Origin of the sequence: Actinoplanes sp. CA-015351, from assembly GCF_050955685.1 — a bacterium.
Taxonomy (GTDB): domain Bacteria; phylum Actinomycetota; class Actinomycetes; order Mycobacteriales; family Micromonosporaceae; genus Actinoplanes.
In genome coordinates this window covers 6,693,838-6,710,085 of the sequence record NZ_CP192102.1, presented here as the reverse complement: position 1 = coordinate 6,710,085, position 16,248 = coordinate 6,693,838, and the positions used below count along the sequence as shown (strand labels likewise).

The 16,248-nt window shown below is 67.9% G+C and carries 18 protein-coding genes; 6 read left to right on the top strand and 12 right to left on the bottom strand.

Annotation, left to right across the window (positions count from 1 at the left end; all coding sequences use genetic code 11):
* Positions 1–716: 716 nt before the first annotated feature.
* Genes ACQP2E_RS30515 through ACQP2E_RS30500 form a run of 4 tightly spaced genes read right to left on the bottom strand, consistent with a single transcriptional unit; the run spans position 717 to position 4,006 of the window.
* Positions 717–971 carry a DUF6510 family protein gene (locus tag ACQP2E_RS30515; protein WP_433826391.1) on the bottom strand — a complete coding sequence of 85 codons (255 nt, stop codon included), beginning with the start codon at positions 969–971 and terminating at the stop codon, positions 717–719.
* The gene (locus ACQP2E_RS30510; RefSeq protein WP_433826390.1) at positions 971–1,696 is read right to left on the bottom strand and encodes a ferredoxin reductase; all 726 of its coding nucleotides are present in this window, start codon (positions 1,694–1,696) and stop codon (positions 971–973) included. The genes ACQP2E_RS30515 and ACQP2E_RS30510 overlap by 1 nt, the downstream gene beginning before the upstream one ends.
* Before the next feature lie 24 nt (positions 1,697–1,720).
* Positions 1,721–2,320, bottom strand: coding sequence for a sulfite oxidase-like oxidoreductase (locus tag ACQP2E_RS30505; RefSeq protein WP_433826389.1), 600 nt, complete (start codon positions 2,318–2,320; stop codon positions 1,721–1,723).
* A 36-nt stretch (positions 2,321–2,356) separates the two neighbouring features.
* Positions 2,357–4,006, bottom strand: coding sequence for a S8 family peptidase (locus ACQP2E_RS30500; protein ID WP_433826388.1), 1,650 nt, complete (start codon positions 4,004–4,006; stop codon positions 2,357–2,359).
* Between the two features lie 120 nt (positions 4,007–4,126).
* Between ACQP2E_RS30500 and ACQP2E_RS30495 the strand changes: the two genes are divergently transcribed.
* From ACQP2E_RS30495 to ACQP2E_RS30475, 5 genes are all read left to right on the top strand, one after another.
* The gene (locus ACQP2E_RS30495; protein WP_433826387.1) at positions 4,127–4,561 is read left to right on the top strand and encodes a nitroreductase family deazaflavin-dependent oxidoreductase; all 435 of its coding nucleotides are present in this window, start codon (positions 4,127–4,129) and stop codon (positions 4,559–4,561) included.
* A gap of 43 nt (positions 4,562–4,604) precedes the next feature.
* Positions 4,605–5,687 (top strand): DUF5925 domain-containing protein, encoded by a 1,083-nt coding sequence (locus tag ACQP2E_RS30490; RefSeq protein WP_433826386.1) that lies wholly within the window; start codon positions 4,605–4,607, stop codon positions 5,685–5,687.
* Complete coding sequence (locus ACQP2E_RS30485; protein WP_433834098.1) at positions 5,684–6,436, top strand: 3-keto-5-aminohexanoate cleavage protein; 753 nt, start codon at positions 5,684–5,686, stop codon at positions 6,434–6,436. Before ACQP2E_RS30490 ends, ACQP2E_RS30485 begins: the two co-directional genes overlap by 4 nt.
* Positions 6,437–6,546: 110 nt before the next feature.
* Positions 6,547–7,062 carry a SigE family RNA polymerase sigma factor gene (locus ACQP2E_RS30480; protein ID WP_433826385.1) on the top strand — a complete coding sequence of 172 codons (516 nt, stop codon included), beginning with the start codon at positions 6,547–6,549 and terminating at the stop codon, positions 7,060–7,062.
* Positions 7,059–8,261, top strand: a complete 1,203-nt coding sequence (locus ACQP2E_RS30475; RefSeq protein WP_433826384.1) for a hypothetical protein — start codon at positions 7,059–7,061, stop codon at positions 8,259–8,261. The genes ACQP2E_RS30480 and ACQP2E_RS30475 overlap by 4 nt, the downstream gene beginning before the upstream one ends.
* 64 nt (positions 8,262–8,325) lie before the next feature.
* Here ACQP2E_RS30475 and ACQP2E_RS30470 read toward each other — a convergent pair whose 3' ends face one another.
* The 7 genes from ACQP2E_RS30470 to ACQP2E_RS30440 all read right to left on the bottom strand — a co-directional run bounded on the left by ACQP2E_RS30470 (position 8,326) and on the right by ACQP2E_RS30440 (position 13,442).
* Positions 8,326–8,727, bottom strand: coding sequence for a PIN domain-containing protein (locus tag ACQP2E_RS30470; RefSeq protein ID WP_433826383.1), 402 nt, complete (start codon positions 8,725–8,727; stop codon positions 8,326–8,328).
* A complete protein-coding gene (locus ACQP2E_RS30465; RefSeq protein WP_433826382.1) occupies positions 8,712–8,969 on the bottom strand; it encodes a type II toxin-antitoxin system Phd/YefM family antitoxin in 258 nt (85 codons plus the stop codon). The genes ACQP2E_RS30470 and ACQP2E_RS30465 overlap by 16 nt, the downstream gene beginning before the upstream one ends.
* 101 nt (positions 8,970–9,070) lie before the next feature.
* Positions 9,071–9,364: a DUF1540 domain-containing protein gene (locus tag ACQP2E_RS30460; protein WP_433826381.1), complete on the bottom strand. Its 294-nt coding sequence runs from the start codon at positions 9,362–9,364 to the stop codon at positions 9,071–9,073.
* Positions 9,365–9,558: 194 nt separating this feature from the next.
* Complete coding sequence (locus tag ACQP2E_RS30455; RefSeq protein ID WP_433826380.1) at positions 9,559–10,749, bottom strand: adenylosuccinate synthetase; 1,191 nt, start codon at positions 10,747–10,749, stop codon at positions 9,559–9,561.
* Positions 10,746–11,705 carry a hypothetical protein gene (locus tag ACQP2E_RS30450; RefSeq protein ID WP_433826379.1) on the bottom strand — a complete coding sequence of 320 codons (960 nt, stop codon included), beginning with the start codon at positions 11,703–11,705 and terminating at the stop codon, positions 10,746–10,748. Before ACQP2E_RS30450 ends, ACQP2E_RS30455 begins: the two co-directional genes overlap by 4 nt.
* Before the next feature lie 19 nt (positions 11,706–11,724).
* Entirely contained in the window at positions 11,725–12,693 is a 969-nt protein-coding gene (locus ACQP2E_RS30445) for a molecular chaperone DnaJ (protein WP_433826378.1), read from the bottom strand.
* A complete protein-coding gene (locus ACQP2E_RS30440) occupies positions 12,690–13,442 on the bottom strand; it encodes an NUDIX hydrolase (protein ID WP_433826377.1) in 753 nt (250 codons plus the stop codon). Before ACQP2E_RS30440 ends, ACQP2E_RS30445 begins: the two co-directional genes overlap by 4 nt.
* Positions 13,443–13,707: 265 nt before the next feature.
* On the opposite strand from ACQP2E_RS30440, the gene ACQP2E_RS30435 reads away from it, so the two are divergent.
* Positions 13,708–15,306, top strand: coding sequence for an IPT/TIG domain-containing protein (locus ACQP2E_RS30435; RefSeq protein WP_433826376.1), 1,599 nt, complete (start codon positions 13,708–13,710; stop codon positions 15,304–15,306).
* A 134-nt stretch (positions 15,307–15,440) separates the two neighbouring features.
* Here the strand turns inward: ACQP2E_RS30435 and ACQP2E_RS30430 are convergent, their stop codons facing one another.
* Positions 15,441–16,226, bottom strand: coding sequence for a hypothetical protein (locus ACQP2E_RS30430; protein ID WP_433826375.1), 786 nt, complete (start codon positions 16,224–16,226; stop codon positions 15,441–15,443).
* Positions 16,227–16,248: the final 22 nt, after the last annotated feature.

Sequence of the window (16,248 nt, the reverse complement as noted above, 5' to 3'; positions counted from 1 at the left end):
TGCCTTCGCCTCGTCCTCAGCTGGTCGCGGTCCGGTCCTGTGCTGGCCCGTGTCGGCCCCGCATCCGCGTGCGTGCGTGCGTGTCGAGTTGGGTGCGGTGGGCAGTGCGGTGGACGCCTGAATTCGACACGCTGGCGTGGGTCCGCCCGTGCGTGTCGAGCGAAGGTATGAACCGCACCGAACTCGACACGCTGAAGCCGTCTCCGCGACTACCGGATGGCGAGATACCCGACCTGGTGAGCCGTCCCGCGTGATGGGCCGGACGGGATGGTGGCTGGCGGTGGTGGTGGGCGCGGTGGGCGCTCGCGGCCTGCGTCCGGATCTTGAGCGATTCTGCACCCTCTGATGTGGAAATTCGCTCAAGAACGCTGAGGTGGGGGCGGAGTGGCCCCAGCATTGCGCGATCTTGGCGTGGCCGGGCGCGATGAGGGCAGAACTTGCCAAGATCGCCCGCCAGCCGCCAGCCGCCAGCCGCCAGCCGCCAGCCGCCAGCCGCCAGCCGCCAGCCGCCAGCCGCCGGCCGCCGGCCGCCGGCCGCCCAATTGCTGCCCGCCACCCCGCCAGTTGCTGGCCATCGCCCGCCAGTTGCTGGCCAATCGCCGGTCGCTGCCCGCCGCCAGCCGCCAGCCGGTCGCTGCCCGCCGGTCGCTGCCCGCCGGTCGCCGGTCGCCCGCCAGTTGCAGCCCGTCAGTCGCTGGCCGCCGGCAGGGGTGGGGTTAATCCAGTGGGAGTTCCAGCCGGCTGGCTCCGGTCAGCGTCAGGAACGCGCGGGTTGGGGTTCGGACCAGCCGTAGGACCACGTCGGTGCAGTTCGGGCAGCGGCCCACCAGGCCTGGGGCCGGTACCCACACCCGCAAACTCGCCACCACCCCGGAATGCTGGCACCCCGCGCAGACGAAGACCGCGCCGGTTACATCAGCGGCGAAGACCGAGCTCAGATCGCCGCCCAGAGCGTTCCCGTCGAGTTCCATCACGCGCCGCCGAAGCGTTCGGTCCGCACCCGGGAAGCGGCGTGGCCCAGCGCCACCAGGATGTCCGCGGCAGTTTCCACGAAACCGGTGGGGCCACAGACGTAGCAGTCCGGCTCGAAATCCGGCGGCCAGCCGTGCGAGTTGATTGTCTCGACGTCGATCCGTTTCGGCGGGGCAGGCCAGCCGTCCGGTGTCTTGCGCGTATAGACGAAGTGCACGTCGAGGCCGGGGTTCTCGCGTACCCGAAGGCGCAATTCCTCAGCGTAAGCGGCATCCTCTGGCGTGCGCACCGAGTAGATCAGCCGGAAAGGCTGACGGCCGCGGGCGCGGATCATCGCCATCAGCGGCACCACGCCGGAGCCGCCGGCGATCAGCAGCACCGGCGCGGTCTGGGTGTCGCGCCAGACGAACCAGTTGCCGATCGCGCCGCGCACCTCGATCTTGTCGCCGACCTCGACCACGTCGGTCAGGTAGGGCGACACCTCGCCGTCGTCGAGGCGCTGGATCGTGAGTTCCACATGCGGGGACGAGGGTGACCACGCCGACGCGATCGAATAGCTGCGCTGGGCGACATATCCGTCATCCGCGGTCAGCCGGATGTCGACGTGCTGACCGGGCAGATGCCCGCTCCACTCCGGCACGTCGAGCACCAGGGTGCGCGACGTGCTCGTCTCCCAGCGGACCGCGGTCACAGTCGCGGCCCGCCAGGTGATGCGCTTGATCATGCGGCGATCAGCATCATGCGGCGATCAGTCGCCCTGGTAGCGCTGCTCGCGCCACGGGTCGCCGTACATGTGGTAACCGCCGGCCTCCCAGAAGCCGGGCTCGTCGTCGTTGAGCATTTCGAGGCCGTTGACCCACTTCGCGGACTTCCAGAAGTACAGGTGCGGCACGATCAGCCGGACCGGTCCGCCGTGTTCCGGGTGAAGCGGCTCGCCGTCGAACTCGTACACAAGCCAGGCTTTGCCCTCGAGGAGATCGTCGAGAGGCACGTTCGTGGTGTAACCGCCGTAGCTGTGCGCCATCGTGTAATCGGCGGCCGACTCGACGTCCTCGAAGAGGGTGTCGAGCGAGACGCCTTTCCAGGTGGTGCCGAGCTTGGACCACTTGGTGACGCAGTGGATGTCGACGGTGAATTCCTCGGACGGCAGAGCGGTGAACTCTTTCCAGTCCCAGGAGTGCTTCTCGCCGGTCTCGGTGGTGATCGTGAACTTCCACCGGTCCAGCGGGATGCGCGGGGTCGGCCCGGCGGAGAGCACCGGGAAGTCGTGAGTCAGGTACTGGCCGGGAGGCAGGCCGGGCAGCGACTCACGCCGCCGCCCGCCGAAGCCGCGAGAGATGATGCCCATGACTGGAAGTAAACAGCACTCGCGTTACCCGCGGGGTCAGGCTTTGACCGTGCCGCTGGTTACGCCCGCCACAGTCTTGGTGCCGGCGATCACCACGCGGTAGGTCGCGCCGCTCACCAAGCCGGTGATCGTGCGGGTGGCGGTCGTGCGGAACGTCATCACCGTCTTCCACTTCTTGTTCTGATACCGCTGCACCGTCATGGTCTGGCCGGACGCTCCGGCCACCTTCACCGGGATCACACTCTTCTTGCCACGAACCGCCGTGACCTTGGCCTTCACCGTGTAACTCGCGGTCGCTGCGGCCGCAGCGAAATCAACAGACGAGGGTACGAACAAACGAGCGCGGTAGTGCGCGTTCGCCACCCTGGTGAACGTGTACGTCCCGGCTGCGCTTGTCGTGACAGGCGTGCACGTGAACGCGGCGCCGGCCACCGAGAGACACGCCGACACCGAAGTGTTCGCGAGCGGCTTGCCACCGGTCATGGCGGTGAACGTGGTCGTGGTCTTCGTCCCGTACCCGACCGTGCGGGTGCTGACTGTCGACGTGACGTACTGTCCGGCGGCGGCGAGTGCGGCCACCGCGTCGACCCGCCCGTTGCCGTAGTCGTAGTCGAACCCGGCAGCACCGAGGTCGGCAGCGGACGCCTCCAGGATCTTCTCGATCTGGCTCGGGTTGAGCGCCGGCTGGTACGCCTCGAGCAGCGCCACCACCGCCGCGACCTGCGGGGCGGCCATCGAGGTACCGCTCATCACGGCGTAATTGCCGCCGGCCAGGGCGGTCGGGTACGTGCTGACGATGCTGCTGCCCGGCGCGGCCACGTCGACATAGCCGCCGGAGTTGGAGTACGACCCGTACCGGTCGGCGGAATCGGTCGCGGCGACAGCGATCACCCCGGTGTCGGCGGCCGGGTAACTGATCGGGCTGCCGTCCTCCCGCTCGTTGCCGGCGGCGGCGACCACGGTGACGCCCTTGCCCCGGGCGTACGCGACAGCGTCGGAGAGCGCGCCGAGTTTCGTGGGGGAGCCGAGCGACATGTTGATCACGTTGGCGCCGTGGTCGGTGGCCCAGACGATGCCTTCGACGACATCGGACATGTATCCGGCACCGTTCGCGCCGAAGACGCGTACCGGCAGGATCTTGGCGTCCGGGGCGACGCCGGCGACGCCGACGCCGTTGCCGGTGACCGCGCCGATGATGCCGGCCACGTGAGTGCCGTGCCCGTTCGCGTCGGTGGTGCCGCCGGCCTTGCCCTTCAGCGCGTCGTACCCGGCCAGCACCTTGCCGGCCAGGTCGGGGTGGGCGGCGTCGACGCCGGTGTCGATCACGGCGACGGTCACCCCGGCGCCTGTCGACCTCGCCCAGGCCGTCGGCGCCTTGATCTTGGTGAGCCCCCACTGCTGCTTGCGGTACGGGTCGGAGCCGGTCGGCGCGGCGGCCACCCTCACCGGGACGTCGAGCTGCGCGTTCGGCATCTTCGCCAGCAGTTCGGCGGTCTCGGCCCGGTCGGTCGCCTCATGCACGGTGACCACGGGCCGGCCGAGCGCGTCGACGGTCGTGCCGACCACCCGTGCGGGCTGTGCCTCGGTGACGGTCGCGGGCACACCCGCGTACGACACGCCGGGGAGGGCGATCGCGCCCAGCCCGGCCGCCAGGGAGATCGCCAGGGTGCCGGTGAACAACCGCACGTAAAGCCGCCTTCCGCTCGTCGGTCCGACCTTTGGAGCCGGCACCCACCACGGTCCGTGGTGCAGAGAGCGTTACGGGCAGGCCCGGGGTGCGGTCCGGGTGCGGCTAAAGTCGCCATCATGCCGTTGAGTGGTGAGTACCTGCCGAGCACGTCGGACTGGGCACGCAAACAGGCCGAGAAGTACGAAGCGACGGATGGCGCACAGGCGAACGACATCCAGGGAATGCCGATCATCGTCCTGAGCAGCATCGGGGCGAAAACCGGAGCACTGCGCAAGACCGCGCTGATGCGCGTCGAGCACGACGGGGAGTACGCCGTCGTCGGCTCGCTGGGCGGCGCTCCGAAGAACCCGGTCTGGGTCTACAACGTCCGTAAGAACCCGCACGTGGAGCTTCAGGACGGCGAGACCAAGCGGGACTACTCGGCCCGCGAGGTGGAGGGCGCCGAGCGCGAGATCTGGTGGGAGCGGTCCGTCGCCGCGTACCCGCCGTACGCCGACTACCAGAAGAAAACCGACCGGCTCATCCCGGTCTTCGTCCTGACACCCCGCTGAAAAAGCGGATGCCCCAGCAGGCCGCAACGCGGATCATGAAGTGATGGACACCCCCCACCAGCTTCCGGTCGCCGGCACCGTGGATGACGGCGACCGGCTGGTGGACATCGTCGACCTGATCGCCCTCGACCCGTTCGTCACCGGCCGCGAGCCGTACGGCCGGACCACCCACCTGGAGAACGTCCGCCCGGACGCGCTGCTGAGCGTGCCGGACGGGACCGTGCTTCGCGACGCTGTCGAGGAGGACGGCCACAACCGGATCAGCGTGGGCGAGGGCTGGACCCTGCACGTGATGCGCTGGAAGCAGAGCCGCCGCGCCCGGGTGACGATCACCGCGACCAGCGCCGAACTGGCCGAGAAGCTGCTCGGCGAGGCGGTGGCCGACGCGGTCGAGGAGCCACCGGCCGAGGCCGGCACGGTGCCGATCGGGTTCTGGCACTTCGGCCAGCACGGCCCACGCCGCGCCGAGCGACAGATCGAGGCGGAGCCGTGGGAGGAGATCCGGCGCAACTACGCGGCGCCTGTTGCTTCCACGCTCGAACAGCTGATGACGCTGGACAACACGGCGATCACCGGCCGGATCCTGCTGCTGCACGGCGAGCCCGGCACCGGCAAGACCACCGCGCTGCGGGCGCTCGCCCAGCAGTGGCGCTCCTGGTGCCAGGTCGACTGCGTTCTCGATCCGGAGCGGCTTTTCGCCGATCCGGCGTACCTGATGAGCGTGGCCCTGGGCAGCGGCGACGACGAGGAGCCGAAATGGCGGCTGCTCATGCTGGAGGACTGCGACGAGCTGATCCGCGGCGAGGCCAAGGCCAGCGCCGGCCAGGCCCTGTCCCGGCTGCTCAACCTCACCGACGGCATGCTCGGCCAGGGCCGCAACGCGCTGATCGGCATCACCACGAACGAAGACCTCGCCACGATGCACCCCGCCGTGATCCGTCCGGGCCGGTGCCTGGCCAGCATCGAGGTGGGCCGGTTGCCGTACCAGGAGGCGGTCTCCTGGCTGGGCTCACCCACCGGCGTCTCCCCGGACGGCGCGACACTGGCGGAGCTGTACGCCCTGAAGACCGGCGCCAAGCCGGTCACCGTCCCGCAGCAGCCCTCCCCGATCGGCATGTACCTCTGAAGGCGCTTGAACGAATCAAGGCGTGCCTCAACGGCGGCCGGCTCCGCGACGACCATCCGGCCGTACCGATCACGCCCGCCGAACTGGCCGCTGAGGCAGCCGCCGCGGTGACGGCCGGCGCCGAGGCACTGCACGTGCACCCGCGCGAGCAGGGCGGCGCGCAGTCACTGCATCCCGACGACGTTGCCGCAGCCGTCACCGCGGTGCGCCGGGCCTGTCCGGGCGTGCCGGTGGGGGTGACAACCGGCTTGTGGATCAGCGACGGCGATGCCGGCCGGCGGCTCGCGACGGTGACCCGCTGGGCCGACCTGCCACCGGCGGCACGGCCGGACTTCGCCTCGGTCAACGTCAGCGAGCCCGGCTTCGCCGACCTGGCCGAGGTATTGCAGCGGGCCGGCATCGGGGTGGAGGCGGGGGTGTGGTCGCCGGCCGACGCACTAAAGCTGGCCGCAAGCGCGGGCTCCTGGCTTCGCATCCTGGTGGAGATCATCGACGGTACGCCCGAGACAGCCGTGGCCGAGGCGGACGCGATCCTCACCAGCCTCGACGATCTCGGGGTCACCGCACCGCGCCTGTTGCACGGCGAGGACGCGACGTGCTGGCCGCTTGTCGCTCACGCGGGCCGGCTGGGTCTTCCCACACGCATCGGCCTGGAGGACACCCTGGTCGGCCCAGACGGCGGCCCGGCCACCGGCAACGCCGCCCTGGTCCACGATTCCCTGGCGGTCTGGACCGCGGCATCCGCATAGAGCGCGCCTCGAACCGGCCCGATCACAGGGCGGCATTGACGTCGTGCAACCTCCCGCCTGGCCCGCCGCGACAGTAGAGCGACAGGGGACAATGCCGACGGGGGAGAGGGATGCGCTCCGACGAGGAACGTGAGTACGTCGAGTACGTGAGTGGGCGCCTGCCGCGCCTGCATCGCGCGGCTTACCTGCTCTGTGCCGACAGCTTCCAGGCCGATGACATCGTTCAGGCCACACTCACCTCGCTCTACCTTGGATGGCGCCGGGCCGTCCGTGCCGACAACCTTGACGGGTACGTGCACCGCATTCTGATCCGGCGCTTCCTCGATGAACGCCGACGCCCGTGGACGCGGGTGCTTCTCGGCGACCGGGTTCCGGAGACGCCGGCCGTGGCCGAGCGGGACGTCGAGGAGCACGACTCGTTGATGGCCGCGCTCCGATCGCTGCCGAAAGGCCAGCGCGCCGTGATCGTGCTGCGCTTCTTCAGCGATCTGTCGGTCGAGGCGACCGCGGAGGCGCTCGGCTGCTCCACCGGCAACGTCAAGAGTCAGTGCTCCCGCGGCCTGACAGCCCTGCGCGCGGTTCTCGGCGAGACGACGACTCTGGAAGGAACGAGGTACCAGGCATGAGCGACGAGCAGAAGGTGCGGGACGGCCTGGAGGCGATCGCGGTGCCACCCAGCCTGGTCCAGATCGAGTCCGTCCTGCCGGCGGCCCGTAAGCAGGCATTCCGCCGCACCGCCACCCGCGCTGTGGTCGGCGCCTCCCTGGCCGTGGGTGTGCTGGTTGCCGTTCCGTCGGTCCTGCTGCGGCCGACCGCGGCGACGGCACCGATGGTGATCCAGCCTGCTCTGCAGCGAGCCAGCGAAGCCCCGGCGTCGCCCGCGGCCTGCCGGATCGCCGAGCTGCCGGTGCCGAAAGGTATGAAGAACGTGGTCGCGTTCGCGGTCGACCCCACCGGCCGGTACATCGTCGGCAACGGCACGAAGGGCCAGGACTTCCGGCCGGTGCTCTGGACCGGCGGCACGGCGGAAGCGCTGCCGGTGATCGCCGACTCGGTCCAGCTCACCGCGGTCAACGCCGCCGGCGTGGTGGTCGGACTGGCGACCCGGAACAACGAGGACACCGTCTTCCGGTACGAGAACGGGGCCTATACGGAGCTTGATCTGCCGGAAGGCGACTGGCACCCGTACCCGGAACCGGCGATCAACGCGGCCGGAGACGTGGTGATCAACGCCGAGCCGCAGGGCAACATCGAGGGCAAGGGTGCGATCGCGCTGCTCTGGCCGAGCGGCTCGACCACACCGGTCAAGCTGCCGTTGCCGAAGGGTGGGCACGTCCAGGAGATCCTCGACGACGGCCGGGTGGCCGGCGGCATCTACGTCGACGGGTCGGGCTCCGAGCCGTGGGTCTGGAGTCAGGACGGCAAGGGTCAGAAGCTGGCCGTGCCGGCGGGTCACAAGGCCGTGGCGTACTCGATCAGCGGCGACTGGGTCACCGGAGGCATCTGGGAGCCCGGTTCGGTGGGCCTCTGGAATCTGCGGAGTGGAGAGCTGACCCAGGTCGAGGGCGACCAGAACCCCGGCATCGCGGTCAACGCCTCAGGCTGGGTGGTCGACTCCTCCGGCCGGCTGCTGCGCGACGGAAAGGTCACCGAGTTGCCGGTGCCGGACAAGAAGCAGGAGGCCCAGGCCACCGACCTCTCGGACACCGGCCTGCTGGTCGGCAGCGTGACGGTGCCGCGCAGCGCGAAAGAGGACCAGGCCCTCGTCGACGCCGGCGCCACCATCCCGGCCACCCCGCAGTACCCGCGCACCTGGCAGTGCTGACCAGCGGGCCCCAGTGGACCGGCGCCGGCTCGGGGCGGCGCCGGTCCGGGCACCGGTAGGCGCCTCAGGCGGCGTCGATGGCGAGGACCCCGGGCAGCCCGGCGAAGCCGGCTTTGAGGTCGCGAGTCAGGACAGTTCGTCCCGACTCGGCGGCGTGCGCAGCGATGATGAGATCGTGGGCGCCGCGTGGGGTGCCGCTTCTGCGCACGTGGGCGATCAGGCGAGCGTGCTGGGCAGCTGTCGACTCGGTGTAAGCCAGGACGTCGACGACGCTTTGGATCGCTGCCAGGGCGCGAGCCCGGGAGGCCGCGCGCTCGGCGGTGTCCGCCAGTTCGATTCCGACGCGGTACTCGGCGATGGTGATCGCAGCGACGGCAAGTTCGTCGTTGTCGAGGGCGGAGCGGTCGATGGTCCCGCGCTCGTAAGCGATCAGGACGTTGGTGTCCAAGATCAGGCGTCGGCCCACGGATCACCTCGCTCGGACTCCAGCAGGGACACCGCGGCAGCGATGTCGCCGGCGAATTGGTCGTCGGGTGCCGGGATGCCGGCGAGCGCCGCGCGAAGGTCCGAACCGGTTCGCCGGCGGGCCGGGCCGATCTCGGCCACCGGCTGGTTGCCCCGGGTGATGGTCACCGTCTCGCCCTGCTCGATGGCATCAAGCAGGACGGAGAAGTTCCGCGAGGCCTCAGTGGCGGTCATTGTCCGCATGCCACCTACCCTATCTGATAATCAGATTGCTGGTCAGGCGCTGCGTACGAAACAGGCCCGCCACCGGTAGCGGTGGCGGGCCTGTTGCGAGGCTGGTGAACTCAGGCGCGCGCGTACGTCAGGCAGTCGGCCTTGTCGGCGGAGGCGCCGACGGTGATCGCCGGGGCGCGGCACTCGAGGTTCTCGTTGTACGTGCAGTCGGCCCGCTTGCAGGCGCCGACCTGGGCGGTGGCGACACCCATGCCGCCCTTCTCGCCCGAGCCGATGAAGGTGTCGCACTCGGCGGTCTGCAGGCTGCCGATGGTGATCGCAAAGGCGGTACAGCCGTCGTGGTTGTAACCGCATGCGGCGACCGTGCACGTCTGGACCCGCGGCATGTTCATCATCTGCGTCATGATTTCGACTCCCCTGATTGTTATTGGCCTCGACTCGACCATAACCCCATTGGCGGCGTCTATTCCAGTTATCAAGTGATGTTGCCGTAAAAGGTTCGTTACATTAGGTAAGCCATGCCTTATTGTCTTTTAGGTAAGGCTTCCCTCTGCCGTGACCTGCGCTTGTTTGGCGCTGTGAACCTCAGGGTAACCCGTCAGACGCGAATTCCGACAGCAATTCTTTTATCGCTGGAACGCGGGCCGTGCGATTCGATCACCACCGGCGCATCAAGTGTTTCAGCGATTTCTTCCGTCCAGTTTTCCGGATGGCGCACGGTGGCCGGGACGGTTCGGTGAAGGCGCTCGGTGAGCCGTTCCTGATAGTCCAGATCGCGGTGCGGGCCGGGCTCGATGCGGTCCCAGATCTCCTCGCCGGTGCGGTACGCAGTGCACATCTTCAGGTCCTTGACGTCCAGGTGGGTCACGGCCAGGGCGTCGACGCCGCCGGCCACCTCGACCGCGTACCGGTGGGCCACCGCGTCGAAGTGGCCGGTACGGAAAGCGCCCTGCCAAACGCCTCGGCCGTTGTGCGGCTCGTCGAGCCCGAGCGGCGACTCGGTGACGAACGGGCCCGCGCCGTGCCGGGTGGTGTACGTGCGGACGACCCCCAGCCGCCGGAACGAGTCGCAGAGCTCGGCCACGTTGTCGAACGTCGTGGTCGACCAGGTCGTGTACGGGTGCCAGCCCCGCCACTCGTCGAGCAGGACTCCCTGGGCGCCCTCGAAGACGCACGGGCCTTCGCTGAGCAGACGGCCGGTGTGGTCGCTGCCGACGATCCGGACGGCGTCGCCGAACGCGGTGAAGGCATCGATCACGTCATCCAACGAAATATCGGGACAGGGGAGTGCGGCTTGCAGGGCGGAGAGGCGGCGCCGTAGCCGTGTGGGCGAGAGGACGTCGGCGACTCGGGGCGCGTCGGGGTGCTCCAGTGCGTACCCCATGGTCTCGCCGATGCCCATCCCGCACGAACCGTGACGTGAGGCACCGCGCTGGGTCTCGCGGAGCTGATTCGCGGCGCGATGCCACGGAGTGGCGAGCAGTGCGTCCCCATCCACCGTGAGCAGGTGAAACGGGTTGCCGAGCGCGGCCGCCTCGGAGGCCAGTGCCAGCGGGTCGACGATCATGAAGCGGGTGAGGTGGGTCGGTACGCCACGCAGCGTGCCCGACCCGAACTGTGCGAACGTGTGGTGCCGGCCGTCCTCGGTGATCACGTTGTGAGCGGCCTGGGCGCCGCCGTTGAAACGGAGGACGGCGTTGATCTTGGAGGTGGTGCACAGGAAATCGACAATGGTTCCTTTGCCGGCGTCGCCATATCCAAGATCTACGACCGCGACGTGCTCTCTCACAGCCGCTGATTCCCACCCTGACCAGCGGAGATCTCGAACGCCTCGCCGCGAACCACCGCGTTGCGCTGCAGTGGCGCGAGTGCCCGGCCCACCGAGCTGCCGGCCGGCGAACCGACGTCCTCCAGGTCGGCGATGCCCTCGTCCAGGTCGATCGCGTCCTCGCCGAGGCCGACCGTCAGCGCGATCGTCTCGCAGACCGCGTCCAGGTCGTCGAGTTCCAGGACGTTCTGGCCGAGCAGCTCACGCCAGCGGGCCAGCACCTCGGCGTCGCCGCCCCAGCCGGCCGCCGTCGGCAGGATGTAGTAGACGTCCCATTTGCGCTGCAGCTCGGCGATGATCTCCTCGATCTCGATCGGCTGCTTGATCGTGTCGCCGATGACCGCGTTCACCTCGCGCGGCTTGACCCGTGGGTACGGCATCTCGTCGCCGATCAGGAACAGATAACCGCGACGACCGCGATTGATCATCGAGTCGATGATCGTGTGCCGGGCGATGAAGTACAGGGCCAGCTCGTAGGACTCGTGCTTCTGCCCGCCGCCACCACCCTCCAGGCAGATCTTGGCGAGGTCCTCGTCCATCCGGTTGTCCGACTCGAACTGACCCATCTGCAGCGGCGCCCGGTCACAGGTCGCATCGCCGATCGCACCGAACATGATCTGCGGATCGATCGCGTAGTTCTTCCTCGTCAGCAGCCCGAGCAGCTGCGGAAGCTTGGTCTGCAGCACCCGGGGCACGTTGCCCATCGAGCCGGTCACGTCGAACAGGACCGTGATCGGCGTACTGAAGGGGTGCTCGTCGGAGTCCCGGGCCTCGCGCATGAAGACGCCGCTGGGGTCCAGATCCGGGTGGGTGCGACGGGCGCCGCTGTCGCTGTAGTCGAAGGCGCTCCGGCCGGTCGCGGCGCGGTAACTCGCCGCGGCGGTGTAGACGTCGGTGGACCAGTGTCCGCTTCCCATCGTTTACTCCTTCAGTCCTTCAGTTCCGGAATTTCGCGGGGATCAGCTCGTCGAGTTCGCCGAGCAGCGCCCAGGCGTCCTGGGGCCGCATCCGCGGGGCGCTGTAGCAGCAGCCCGCGGCGAACCGCCGCAGCGGCTCGGGCAGTCGGGACGGGCCGATGACCCGGGTCATCAAGCCGGTCGCCATGTAAATGTCAGTGGCCGGGCTCGCGGTCCTTTCGTGAAGCACCTCAGGCGGATAGACCGCCTTGCTTGCACTCACTATCGCTCGCGGTCGATTCCCGGCATAGCACCAGTCGAGAAGCACCAGGCCGCGGCGCTCCGGGTGGATCAGGATGTGGCTCTCCAGGACAGCGCCGTGGATGACGCCGGCGCGGTGCGCCCAGCCGATCGCGATCAGCAGCCGCCGCCAGATCCAGATGGCGTCCTCGGTGTTGATGCGGCCGATCTGATCGAGGCGCAGCATGCCGCGCTGTCGTTCGAGGACGTTGACCCGCCGGCGGCGTTTTGCCTGGTCCTCGTGGGTGAAGCTCTCTCTCAGAATGGGCGCGTAGGCACGGAATCTTGGATCACCGGTGGTGTCGAGTTGTCTGAGCGCCTCGGCCTCGGCGTCCATCAGGTCGTTGTCCGCCGGGTCGCGAGGGATCTTCAACAGGGCCGGGCCGTCCGCGTAGATCTCGGCGATGTCGCCGCTCGCGAAGACCGGTCCTACCCGATATGTCGCGGTTTTCGTCCTGAGCGTCGTTCCGCTTTTTTCGGTGGGGGTTTGGTAGAGAGCGGAAAGCTTGGCGAAGGCCTCCGTCGCACTTGCGCGCCGCCCCGCGCCGGCGGCATCCGGGTGCACGATCTTCGCCCATTGACGGTACGAGTGACCGCTGAGATCTTGCTTCGTTCGTGCTCTTTGTATTTGGGCGACCGCGTCCTCGAAGGTCGTCGTCATTCTCTCCTCGTGCCGTCGTCGCCGCTCGGCACCCACCAGGGTGCTCATCGGACCCGGTCCTCACGGGTCGGCCGCAGCAGCGCCGGGTGCAGCAGCTTCGCGTCACCGGCCCGGTAGAGCTTCGCCTTCGGACCGCCGCGCTCGCCCCCTCGCGAGGTGGTGGTCCCGGTGCTCTCCACGAAGCCGGGGACGCTGAGAACCTTGCGATGAAAGTTCCCGGCGTGCAGATCCTCGCCCCAGACGCTGGCGTAGACCTGCCGCAGCTCACCGATCGTGAACTCCTCGTTGACGAAGGCGGTCGCGAGCGGGGTGTATTCGAGCTTGGCCCGAGCACGTTCCAGGGCGTCGGCGAGCACGTCGTCGTGGTCGAACGCCAGATCCTTCGCTTCGTCGACCGGCACCCAGTAGGCGACAGCCGCGTCACTGCCGGCGGTCGGCTCGGGCAGGCTCGGCGCGAACGCCAGGTACGCGACGGAGACGATCCGCATCCGGGGATCGCGGCCGGGGTCGCCGTAGGTCTTGAGCTGCTCCAGATGCACCCGGTCAAGATCGCCGTGGCCCGGTGTCAGGCCGGTCTCCTCGGCCAGCTCCCGTCGCGCGGCGTCGTCCAGCGTCTCCTCCTTGACGAAGCCGCCGGGGAGGGCGCGGTGCCCGGCGAAGGGCTGAGCACCGCGCTCGACGAGCAGGACGCAGAGCTTGCTGTCCCGGATCGTCAGGGCGACCACGTCGACGGTGACCGCCAGCGCGGGGTATTTGCTGGGGTTGTAGCCCGCTAGGTAGCTGTCCTGGTCCTGCATGGCGGCCTCCCTTGGTTTGTCTCAAGTTGAGTATTACTCGATCTGAGAACAACGTAGCGCGCGAGGTGGCCGCTGTCAACGGGAGCGGTGGTTGAGCGTCCGGCAGGTCATCAAGTGGGCATTCGGAACGAAATTCATAACTCTCCGCATTTGCGCGAATGCCGCAAGTTACGCTCCTCAGCGAGACGGCCCGGCGGCGGATCCCCTCGACCGGGCCTCAACGACCCGACCGATGCGGCCATGTAGGACCGCAGGAGGACAACGCATGAGTAAGACGAAGTCCACAGCTCGTCGCCGCGGCCTGCGCGCCGTAATCGCGACGAGCGCGGCGACTGCCGCAGTACTGAGCATGGCAACACCGGCCTTCGCAGAGCCGATCCTGACCCTCAGCAGTGCGGGTGGCTCGTCTGCGGGTGGAAACACCATCACGGCGAACTCGACCTCGGTGGCCTGGCTGAACGGCATCACGTCGCCGACAGCAGCCGTGACGAACGCGACGACATGCCCGGCCACACCCGGCACGGCGGGTACCACCTGGGTCTCTGTCCCCTCCGTCAAGAAGCTGTCGAACTACAAGGCCTCGGTGACGTTCCCGGCATTGTCGGGTCTGGCAACGGCGTCGAAGAAGCTCTGCTTCTACAACGGCACCACCCTGATCGGTAGCGGCGCCTACGTCACTACCGACGTGACCCAGTCCGTCACCAGCATTCTTCCGTCTGGTGGCCCGGCTCTCGGTGGCGGTACCATCACCGTTGTCGGTACGGGCTTCCCCACCACGGCGGGCTCCATCACTGCCACCCTGGGCGGTCTGGCGCTGACCAACATCACGCCGGTCTCCAGCACGAGCTTCACTGCGACGGCGCCTCCGCACGCGGCAGGCCTTGTGCCGATTCTCGTCACGTCGTCCAACGGTCAGTCGACCCTGACCAGTGCGTACACATACACCAACGGCATTGTCGTGACGCCGAACACCGCACCTAACTCTGGGCCGGTGGATGTCGACGTCATCGGAATGAACTTCCTGAGCCTGAATGTCAGCAACACGGCTGCAAACTCGGCGAGCACGGCTGCCTACGCGAAGGTTTTCCTTACGCGCGGCATCTACAACCCGTACCGCTCGACTGCTGCTGTTCCCGCGGGTGACAAGCCCAACGGGCCGATCTCCGAATGCCACAACATTCTGGTGATCAGCGATTCTGAACTGATCTGCACGCTGGAACTGACTTCGCGTATCGGCACGGACGGAAACTGGGTCGCTGAGGCCACCGCGCTGAACCCGGACAACACCAACGCCGCGGTCATCACTCAGGGCAGTGACATCATCTCGGGCCTTGCTGCGGGCATCATCAAGGAACAGCACATCGGCCTCCCTATCACCGGCACCAGCGCCTCTCTCTTCCCGAGTGGCACCTATGTCTCGGATGTGATCAGCACCACGGCGATCCGCGTCTCGAACGTTGCCACGGGTGCGACGACGGTCGCCGGTGACTTCACCGTCGGCCGGACCAACACCGGCGCGACGGCGGGCACAGGCACACTGGTTGCGGGCAGCAATGTCATCACCGGTGTTTCCAGCTTCACCGCCGCGAACGTGGTTGCTGTCGGCAGCCTCATCACCGGTACCGGCATTCCGAAGGGTGCCACCATCACCGGTGTCGCCAACAGTGGTGCCACCATCACGATCTCGGTTCCCACGCCGGTGGCCGGGACGCCTTCTGACCTTGCGGCGTTCTCGTCCCCGCATGTGCCGCGTGGTGCTTACAACCTGACGGTGGTCAGCACCGGTGCGACCGAGCCGGTCGTGTCGACGTACAGCCAGTCGATTCCGTCCAGCGGTTCGACCTTCACGGTGGCCGACTACTAAGTCGTCACCGGCACTTCGAGAGTCAGAACCAGCCCGGGCCCGGCCCGGGCTGGTTTCTCGTTTCCCTTGCTATGCGGGTTGCTCGAAAATCGGCGGTCGCCCTGATGGGGCGACCGCCGATTTTTACTGGAGGTTCAGCCCAGCCTCGCCCACTCTTTCTTGATCACCGACAGGCTCTTGTTCTTCGACGGCTTCTTGTCGACGTCGACGAGAACCGTGTACACACTCTTTTCCGCGCTGGTGCGCCAGCAGATCAGAAGGGTGGGACGTGTTCTCGTTTTCTTATCGCTCGACAGCTTGATCGTCTGAGTGCAGAACGCCTCGCCGATCCGCTCACCGTTGACTACCCACGCCAGTTCCTGATATCCCGTGAGGTCCTGTCGTGAGGTATAGACCCGCATCGTCTCTCCGTCTTTCTTGAGATCACCGATGACGTCCTGATCGACGGCCTGCGGGTAATATCCAGGCGAAGCGCCACCCTGCCGGCTGACCGTGTACGGCCGAGTGATCTTGGTGCTGTTCTTCTTACCGTTCTCTCGGGCGGCCTCCACACGCTCCTGGTCCGCGGCCGAGAGCGAGACGGTTGTCGACGGCTTGGCCTCTGTGCTGGACAGATCCGTCGCGGCCGGCTTGCTCACGGAGTCACCCGGGGTCGGTGAAGGGCTGCCGGGTGGAACCGCGGGTTCTGATTGGTCCCGCTGTGCGGCAGCGGGGGTGCTGCTACTGAGCGCGTCTCGATCATCGCCCGTTCCGCACGCGCCAATGAGGCCAGTTCCGAGCAGGGCGATGCCCACCAGCCCGGTGGCGGCCTGCAGACGCTGGCGACTTGCGGGGGCGGCTGCCGTAGCGGTTCTGCGTTTTCCGTTCTTTGTCATGTCCGTCATCTCGGATTCCTTGCCGATTTCGACTTTCAGATTCACAGATCAGGGCATCGTGCTGAGG

Excerpts from the sequence above, each read along its gene's own strand:
- ACQP2E_RS30475 (WP_433826384.1), top strand. The coding sequence starts at position 7,059 with ATGAGCGACGAGCAGAAGGTGCGGGACGGCCTGGAGGCGATCGCGGTG.
- ACQP2E_RS30515 (WP_433826391.1), bottom strand. The coding sequence starts at position 971 with ATGGAACTCGACGGGAACGCTCTGGGCGGCGATCTGAGCTCGGTCTTC.
- ACQP2E_RS30435 (WP_433826376.1), top strand. The coding sequence starts at position 13,708 with ATGAGTAAGACGAAGTCCACAGCTCGTCGCCGCGGCCTGCGCGCCGTA.
- ACQP2E_RS30460 (WP_433826381.1), bottom strand. The coding sequence starts at position 9,364 with ATGACGCAGATGATGAACATGCCGCGGGTCCAGACGTGCACGGTCGCC.
- ACQP2E_RS30465 (WP_433826382.1), bottom strand. The coding sequence starts at position 8,969 with ATGCGGACAATGACCGCCACTGAGGCCTCGCGGAACTTCTCCGTCCTG.
- ACQP2E_RS30450 (WP_433826379.1), bottom strand. The coding sequence starts at position 11,705 with ATGGGAAGCGGACACTGGTCCACCGACGTCTACACCGCCGCGGCGAGT.
- ACQP2E_RS30480 (WP_433826385.1), top strand. The coding sequence starts at position 6,547 with ATGCGCTCCGACGAGGAACGTGAGTACGTCGAGTACGTGAGTGGGCGC.
- ACQP2E_RS30505 (WP_433826389.1), bottom strand. The coding sequence starts at position 2,320 with ATGGGCATCATCTCTCGCGGCTTCGGCGGGCGGCGGCGTGAGTCGCTG.
- ACQP2E_RS30510 (WP_433826390.1), bottom strand. The coding sequence starts at position 1,696 with ATGATCAAGCGCATCACCTGGCGGGCCGCGACTGTGACCGCGGTCCGC.
- ACQP2E_RS30440 (WP_433826377.1), bottom strand. The coding sequence starts at position 13,442 with ATGCAGGACCAGGACAGCTACCTAGCGGGCTACAACCCCAGCAAATAC.
- ACQP2E_RS30490 (WP_433826386.1), top strand. The coding sequence starts at position 4,605 with ATGGACACCCCCCACCAGCTTCCGGTCGCCGGCACCGTGGATGACGGC.
- ACQP2E_RS30445 (WP_433826378.1), bottom strand. The coding sequence starts at position 12,693 with ATGAGCACCCTGGTGGGTGCCGAGCGGCGACGACGGCACGAGGAGAGA.
- ACQP2E_RS30495 (WP_433826387.1), top strand. The coding sequence starts at position 4,127 with ATGCCGTTGAGTGGTGAGTACCTGCCGAGCACGTCGGACTGGGCACGC.